Annotated in this window: 6 protein-coding genes; 5 read left to right on the forward strand and 1 reads right to left on the reverse strand. The window is 74.6% G+C overall.

The window, feature by feature from the left end:
* Positions 1 to 44: 44 nt before the first annotated feature.
* On the reverse strand, positions 45 to 1445 hold the full coding sequence (locus ACFY0X_RS15150) for a DUF2079 domain-containing protein (RefSeq protein WP_387754033.1): 1401 nt from the start codon (positions 1443 to 1445) through the stop codon (positions 45 to 47).
* A gap of 358 nt (positions 1446 to 1803) precedes the next feature.
* On the opposite strand from ACFY0X_RS15150, the gene ACFY0X_RS15155 reads away from it, so the two are divergent.
* From ACFY0X_RS15155 to pcp, 5 genes are all read left to right on the forward strand, one after another.
* Positions 1804 to 2718 (forward strand): alpha/beta fold hydrolase, encoded by a 915-nt coding sequence (locus ACFY0X_RS15155; protein ID WP_387754036.1) that lies wholly within the window; start codon positions 1804 to 1806, stop codon positions 2716 to 2718.
* 78 nt (positions 2719 to 2796) lie between these two features.
* Positions 2797 to 3630: a MerR family transcriptional regulator gene (locus ACFY0X_RS15160; RefSeq protein WP_387754039.1), complete on the forward strand. Its 834-nt coding sequence runs from the start codon at positions 2797 to 2799 to the stop codon at positions 3628 to 3630.
* An 84-nt stretch (positions 3631 to 3714) separates the two neighbouring features.
* Positions 3715 to 4962, forward strand: coding sequence for an MFS transporter (locus ACFY0X_RS15165; RefSeq protein WP_387754042.1), 1248 nt, complete (start codon positions 3715 to 3717; stop codon positions 4960 to 4962).
* 175 nt (positions 4963 to 5137) lie between these two features.
* On the forward strand, positions 5138 to 6349 hold the full coding sequence (locus ACFY0X_RS15170) for an alpha-hydroxy-acid oxidizing protein (protein ID WP_387754045.1): 1212 nt from the start codon (positions 5138 to 5140) through the stop codon (positions 6347 to 6349).
* A gap of 192 nt (positions 6350 to 6541) precedes the next feature.
* Entirely contained in the window at positions 6542 to 7228 is a 687-nt protein-coding gene (gene pcp, locus ACFY0X_RS15175; protein WP_387754086.1) for a pyroglutamyl-peptidase I, read from the forward strand.
* Positions 7229 to 7333: the final 105 nt, after the last annotated feature.

Genomic DNA, 7333 nt, shown 5'->3' on the forward strand with positions numbered 1-7333 from the left:
GTGCGTGGGTCAAGCCGGACCCGGGGGCCCTCCCGTGCGAACCCTCAGGGACGCTGCAGCAGGAGCAGGCCGTCCCGCTCGATCAGCGGGTGGTAGCCGCGCTCCCGGTAGCCGGCCAGCATCCGGGCGGTGTCGGCGGTGGCGCACGGGGCCTGCACGCTCGGGTCCCGCAGGTCGACGGCCACCCACTGCGGTCCGGGGCCCTCCGGCGCCCGACACACCAGGGTGACCTCCGCCCGGCCGGTCAGCTGCGCCGCGAGCCGGTTGGAGGCGGCGACCGTGGCGTCGTCGGGTATCCGGTGGAGCAGCGCCCGGGTCTCGGTGAGCCGGGGCGAGGTGCGCCAGGCCTCGGGCATCACCACCTCGTGCAACGGGTAGAGCGGCAGCGTCACGGCGGTCACCAGGGCGCTGACGGCGAGCGCCCGCCTCGCCCGCCGCGCGTCCACCCGGCGCAGGGCGTCGACCAGGGCCGCGACCGCGATCGGCATCAGCACCGCGCTGTAGTGATAACTGACGCCCCAGTAGTGCGAGTTGGACGACGCCAACCGCCAGGCGAGGGTAGGCACGCAGAGCAGCAGGAGCGGGGAGCGCAGTCCGACGAAGCCGGCGGTGGCGGCGAGCAGGAACAGCAGCAGCCACTTGACCGGCGGCCAGCCGAGCCGCAGCGGCAGCGACGAGGGCGAGGGCTGCCCGCCGCCGTCCAGCTGACGCCAGTAGTCGAATCCCCCGCCCGGGTTGAACGCCGGCAGGACGACGAGCACCGCGAGCGCGGTCGCGGCGAGGCCGACGGCGGCGAGCACGAGCCCGGGCAGCGGGGTGCGGTGCCGCTCCCGCCGGGCCTGCCAGGCGATCAGGGCGCCGACGGCGGCCACCGTCAGCCCCAGGTCCTCCTTGACCAGCAGCAGCGGCAGTGACCAGAGCGCGGCGGCGAGCGGACGGCGCCGGCCGAGCGCGGTGGCCGCGAAGGCGAGCAGCGGCACGGCGAAGGCGATCTCGTGGAAGTCGTCTGCCGCCGCCCGGACGATCCCCCAGGAGGCCCCGGTGGCGCAGCCGACGAGCAGCGCCACCCGGGGCCCGGCGACCTCGTGGGCCCAGCGGGTCAGCGGGACGACTGCCAGCGCCATCAGCAGTGCCTGGGCGACGACGAGGGTGAGCGGGCCAGGGAAGGCCCGGTAGACGGGGGCGAGGACGGCGATCAGCGGGTGGAAGTGGTCCCCGAGCAGGTGGTAGCCGGGCCCCTTGAGCGGCACGATCGGCGCCTGCCCGTGGGCGTACGCCCGGACGGCCTGCTCGAAGATGCCCAGGTCGTAGGCCTTGGTGAGGCCGCGCCGGTGCCGGTTGACGGCGACGCAGGCGTAGAGCGCGGCGAACCCGGCCGCCAGGCCCCAGGCGAGCACGGCGGGGCGACGGGCGGCCACGGCGGGGCGGCGGACGAGGGGCTTCACCCGCCGGACGGCCGGCGCGAGCACGGCGACCCGCGCGGGCCGGGCGGGTCGTGCAGTCCGCTCGGGTCGCGCAGCCCGGTCGGACGGCGCGGCGGACGGCACGGCGGGCGGAGAGGACGGCGCGGCGGGCGGGGAGGAGGAAGCGGGCATCGGCAAAGTACCCTTTCACTATTCGATTAGTGGAAGGGTGATGGAACCCCGCACCGCCGTCAAACCCGGCCGGACGACGCCGACCGGGCCTCCGGGCTGCCCGCGAAGGCGCCGCAGCACCCCCGAAAGGGCCGGGACGGTGCCCGCGAAGAGCCCCCGGAGACAGCCGCTTGACCTTGACGCTACGTCAGGGTTGGAGGCTTGCCGCATGACGAACGAGCGCACCACCCCGACCCCTCTCCACCCCCCGATCGGCGGCTTCCAGGAGGTCGACGGCCGCCGTCTCTACCTGCACCGGCAGGGCAGCGGCGGGCCCGCCGTCGTCCTCCTGCCCGGCGCCAGCGCGATCGGCCTGGACTACTTCGGCGTCCAGCAGGGCGTCTCGGAGTTCACCACCGCCGTGGTGTACGACCGCGGCGGCACGGGCTTCAGCGACGACGCCCCGCTGCCGCGCACCGCCGCCGAGGTCGCCACCGAGCTGCGCGAACTGCTGGACGCCCAGGGCGTTCCCGGCCCGTACGTCCTGGTCGCGCACTCGCTCGGCGGCGCCTACGCCCACGGGTTCGCGCAGCTCTACCCGCAGGACGTGGCCGGGCTGGTCTGGCTGGACGCGTTCCACCGGGACTGGGACGACTACGTGCCCGCCGAGGGCAGCCTGGCCGCCGGCGTGCGGATGTCGCCCACCGAGGAACAGCTGCGGCAGGCCCTCCCGGCCATCCGGCAGATGGCCACGGAGCTCCTCGTGGACTACCCGGCGGACGTCCGGGACGCGGTGGTCGAGTACCACGTGAGCGAGCGCTGGATCCACGCCGGCATGGCCGAGCGCGCCTCGATGGCCGACCTGGCCGTCGAGCTGCGGACCGGGGCGGACCTGCCCGACGTCCCGCTGATCGCGCTCACCCCGCTGGGCATCGACCCCGGCCAGCAGGCGCTGATGTCGGAGGAACTCCTCCAGGCGATGCACGACGGCAAGACCCGGCTGTACGCGGCCATGGCCGACTCGGTCTCGAACGGGGAGCAGCGCGTCCTCACCGACACCGGCCACAGCCAGTTCGTCTTCGAGCGGGTCGATGACGTGGTCCAGGCGATCCGCGACGTCGTGGACCGGGCGGGCCGCGCCTAGACTTCGACCTCGAACTCAACCATGGCGTCGATCTCGACGTCGGGATCGACGGGCTTTCAACAGGTTGGAGTGGGAACGGTGCTCACGATCAGTCAACTCGCGTCGACCGCCGGCGTGACCGTGCGCACCGTCCGCCACTACCACCAGGTCGGGCTGCTGCCCGAGCCCGAGCGCGACGCCTCCGGCTACCGCCGGTACAGCGCGCAGGCGGCAGTGGACCTCATCCGGATCAGGACGCTCGCCGACGCCGGGGTGCCGCTGGCCCGGATCGACGCGCTGCTGCGGGCGGAGCCGGAGGAGTTCGCCGCCGCCGTCACCGACCTCGACGCCGAACTGGAGCGCCGGATCGACCGACTCACCGAGCACCGCCGCCGGATCGCCGACCTGGCGAGCGGCGAGCGGCTCGCCCTGCCGCCCGAGGTCGTCGCCATCCTGGACCGGATGCGCGCGCTCGGGGTCAGCGAACGGTCCGTACTGCTCGAACGCGACACCTGGATCCTGCTCCAGACCCTGGACCCGGAAGCCCTGCGCCAGGGCGTCCGGGAGAAGAACGCCAGCTTCGACGACCCCGGGACGCTGCGGCTGTTCCTCCTCTGCGACCAGTCGCTCGACTGGGAACCGGACGATCCGCGGGTGGACCGGCTGATCGACGAGCTGGACACCTGGGAGATCGCCCACGGGCGGGACAACCGCCGGCCCGGGAACCAGGAGGTGATCTTCTCCCGGATCGCCGAGGCCTCGCCGACCTGGCAGCGCATCCTGGACGTGCTCGCCCACCGCGCGAAGCAGCGCCGCCTCGCCGCGGAGCGCGGGAGCGCCGGGGAACGCCGGGCCGCCGCGCGGCGCAGCGGCACCGATGACCGCCCGACCGCCGCACACCGCCGGGCCGCCGAACCGGCCCGGAAGCGTTGACGTCGGATTCACGCCAGCCCAACCCCCCGTCGAATTGGTGGACTTCGGGACAGACACCCACCACCCGTCGACGGGACCCCCGACATGCCGACCGGCGCCAACGTCCGCTCCACTCCCCCGCCCGCCCCGGAGCCGCCCACCCCGAACCCGCGCACCCGGAACCCGCGCCCCCGGGACGGCGGCACGCTCGCCGTGCTCGCCGTCACCACCGGCGTGTTCTCCATCGTCACCACCGAGATCCTGCCGATCGGCCTGCTGACCCCGATCGGCGCCACCTTCCGGATCTCCGACGGCACGGCCGGGCTGATGATGACCCTGCCCGGCATCGTCGCCGCGGTGGCCGCACCCGTGGTGACCGTCGCGACCAGGCGCGCGGACCGGCGGACCATGCTCTGCGCACTGCTGCTGGTCCTGACCCTGGCGGACCTGCTCAGCGCGTTCGCCCCCGCCTACTGGGCGGTGCTGGCCGCCCGGGTCGCCCTCGGCCTGGTCATCGGGGCGTTCTGGTCGATCGGTTCCGGGCTCGCCCCGCGCCTCGTCCCCGAGCACCGGCGGGCACGCGCCAACACGGTGATCTTCTCGGCCGTCCCGCTCGGCTCGGTGCTCGGCGTGCCGGCGGGGGTGTTCCTCGGTTCGCTGGCCGGCTGGCGGGCGGCCTTCCTCGCGATGGCCGCGCTGACCCTGCTCGCCCTGGTCGCCCTCCTGCGGTCGCTGCCGCCGCTGCCCCCGCTGACCGTCACCGGGCTGGGCGTGCTGCGCGGTCTGCTGGCCGGCCGCGGCACCCGTACCGGCGTCGCGGTGACCTTCCTGATCGTGGTCGCCCACTTCGGCAGCTACACCTACGTCACGCCCTTCCTCGCCGACACCACCCACGTCGGCCCCGGTCCGATCACCGCCCTGCTGCTCGTCTACGGCGCCGCCGGGCTGCTCGGCAACCTCCTGGCCGGCGGCCGGGCGGCCCGGGCACTGCGGCCGGTGTTCGGCGCGGCGGCCGTGCTGCTCGCCGGCGCGGCCCTGCTGCTGCCCCTCCTGGGCACCGGCGGTCCGGGCGCCGCCGTCCTGCTGGCGCTCTGGGGCGTGGCGTACGGCGCCGTCCCGGTCTGCTCGCTCAGCTGGTTCCTCGCCGCGGCCCCGCACGCCCCGGAGGGCGCCGGCGTGGTGTTCACCTCCGCGTTCCAGGCGAGCTTCTCGATCGGCGCGCTGACCGGCGGCCTGGTGGTGGACCACTCCTCCCCCGGCACCGTCATGGTGTTCGGCGGGTCGGTCGCCCTGCTCGCCGCCGCCACCGCGTGGCGGTACGGCCACCGGGTCCGCCCCGAACCGGCGCAGTGACCCCGCGCCGTGGGCGCCGCCGCCACGCACCCGTCGCCGGACCCTGGCCCTCCGGTCCGTCCGTGGTGAGAATGCCGGGGTGCCGTCAGCCCGTCCGCCCGTACAGCGGGGCGGGCCGGCGGCACCGCCGGCCGGGACGGTCCCGGGCGGGCGAGGGCGGAAGGACGGCCAGCGGATGGACAGCCAGCAGACCCATCGGGCGTTCCACGGGCACCAGGCGTTCCACGGGCGGTTCGGCGACTACCAGACCGAGATCTACCTGCGCGGTCTCGGCGGCGTCCTGCCGACGATGCCGATGGCCTTTGCCGACCTGGAGGCCCGGGCGAGCACCGCGCTGCCGCCCTCGGTGCTCTCCTACGTCGCGGGCGGGGCCGGCGACGAGTCCACCCAGCGGGCGAACGTCGCCGCCTTCGAGCGGTGGGGCCTGGTGCCGCGGATGATGGTCGGCGCGAGCACGCGGGACCTGTCGGTGGAGCTGTTCGGCCTGCGCCTGCCGACCCCGCTGTTCATGGCGCCGATCGGGGTGATCGGCCTGTGCGCCCAGGACGGCCACGGGGACCTGGCCACCGCCCGCGCCGCCGCCCGGACCGGCGTGCCGATGGTCGCCTCCACCCTGACGGTCGATCCGCTGGAGCAGGTGGCCGCCGAGTTCGGCGGCACCCCCGGCTTCTTCCAGCTCTACACCCCGACCGACCGGGCGCTGGCCGAGAGCCTGGTGCACCGGGCGGAGGCCGCGGGCTACCGGGGCATCGTCGTCACCCTGGACACCTGGGTCACCGGCTGGCGCCCGCGCGACCTGGCCACCGCCAACTTCCCGCAGCTGCGCGGCCACTGCCTGGCCAACTACACCTCCGACCCGGTGTTCCGCGCCCGCCTCGCCAAGGCGCCGGAGGAGGACGTGCAGGCCGCCGTCCTGGAGTGGGCCGGCGTCTTCGGAAACCCGCTGACCTGGGACGACCTGCCCTGGCTGCGCTCGCTCACCGACCTGCCGATCATCCTCAAGGGCCTCTGCCACCCCGAGGACGTCCGCCGCGCCCGGGACGGCGGCGTCGACGGCGTCTACTGCTCCAACCACGGCGGCCGCCAGGCCAACGGCGGGCTGGCCGCCCTCGACCTGCTCCCCGACGTGGTCGCGGCCGCCGACGGCCTGCCCGTCCTCTTCGACTCCGGCGTCCGCTCCGGCACCGACGTCGTCAAGGCGCTCGCCCTCGGGGCCACCGCCGTCGGCGTGGGCCGGCCGTACGCCTACGGCCTGGCGCTGGAGGGCACCGACGGCATCGTCCACGTGCTGCGCTCCCTGCTCGCCGAGGCCGACCTCCTGATGGCCGTCGACGGTTACCCCACGCTCGCCTCCCTCCGCGCGGACGGCGCGCTGCGCCGGACCTGATGTGCCGGACCTGATGCGCCGCACCCGACCTGGTGCACCGCGCCGGACCTGATGCGCCGAGCCGGATCTGACGTGAATTCAGGTCATGGTGCCCACCGGGAACCAGTGGGGCTTGCCGGGACATTCGGGACGGCCCTACGCTCGAACGGCACAAATCGGGTCCGTACGATCCCGCAAGCTGGGAGGTCCGCCATCATCCGCGTCCTGCTGACCGCCTTCGAACCGTTCGGCCGCGATCGACTGAACTCCTCGCTGGAGGCGGGCCGGCTGGTCGCCGCCGGTCCGCCGGCCGGAGTGGCCCTGGAGTTCGCCGAGCTGCCCTGGGCGTTCGGCGACTCGATCGCCGAACTGCGCCGGGCGGTCACCCGGTTCGGGCCGGACCTGGTCATCGCCACGGGCCAGGGCGGCAACCGCCCGGACCTGACGGTCGAACGGGTGGCGGTCAATCTCGACGACGCCGTCCGGACCCCCGACCGGAAGGGCCATCAGCCGATCGACCAGCCGGTCGTACCGGACGGCCCGGCCGCGTACTTCTCCTCCCTGCCGGTGAAGGCCTGCGTGGAGGCCGTCCAGCAGGCCGGGATCCCGGCCACCCTCTCGCACACCGCCGGCACCCACCTCTGCAACCACGTCTTCTACGGGCTGGCACACCTGATCGCCACCGAACGCCCGGAACTGCGCGGCGGCTTCGTCCGCCTGCCCTACCTGCCCAGCCAGACGTCCGGTCAGGAGAAGAGCGCGTCGATGGCGGCGGAGACGGCCGCCGAGGGGGTGCGCATCCTGATCCGCAGTGCCGTGGCCGCCCTCCACCCGCCGACCTCCGCCACGGTGGCCGCACCGCGCCGACGGAGCTGGCTGTCCCGCCGGGGCGGCAATTGACGATGTCGGCCCGTAAACGCGAAGAACCCCCATCCGGATCCCGGATGGGGGTTCTTCAGCAATGATTGTTCGGCGGCGTCCTACTCTCCCACAGGGTCCCCCCTG

Source organism: Kitasatospora sp. NPDC001547 (assembly GCF_042894165.1).
GTDB lineage: Bacteria > Actinomycetota > Actinomycetes > Streptomycetales > Streptomycetaceae > Kitasatospora.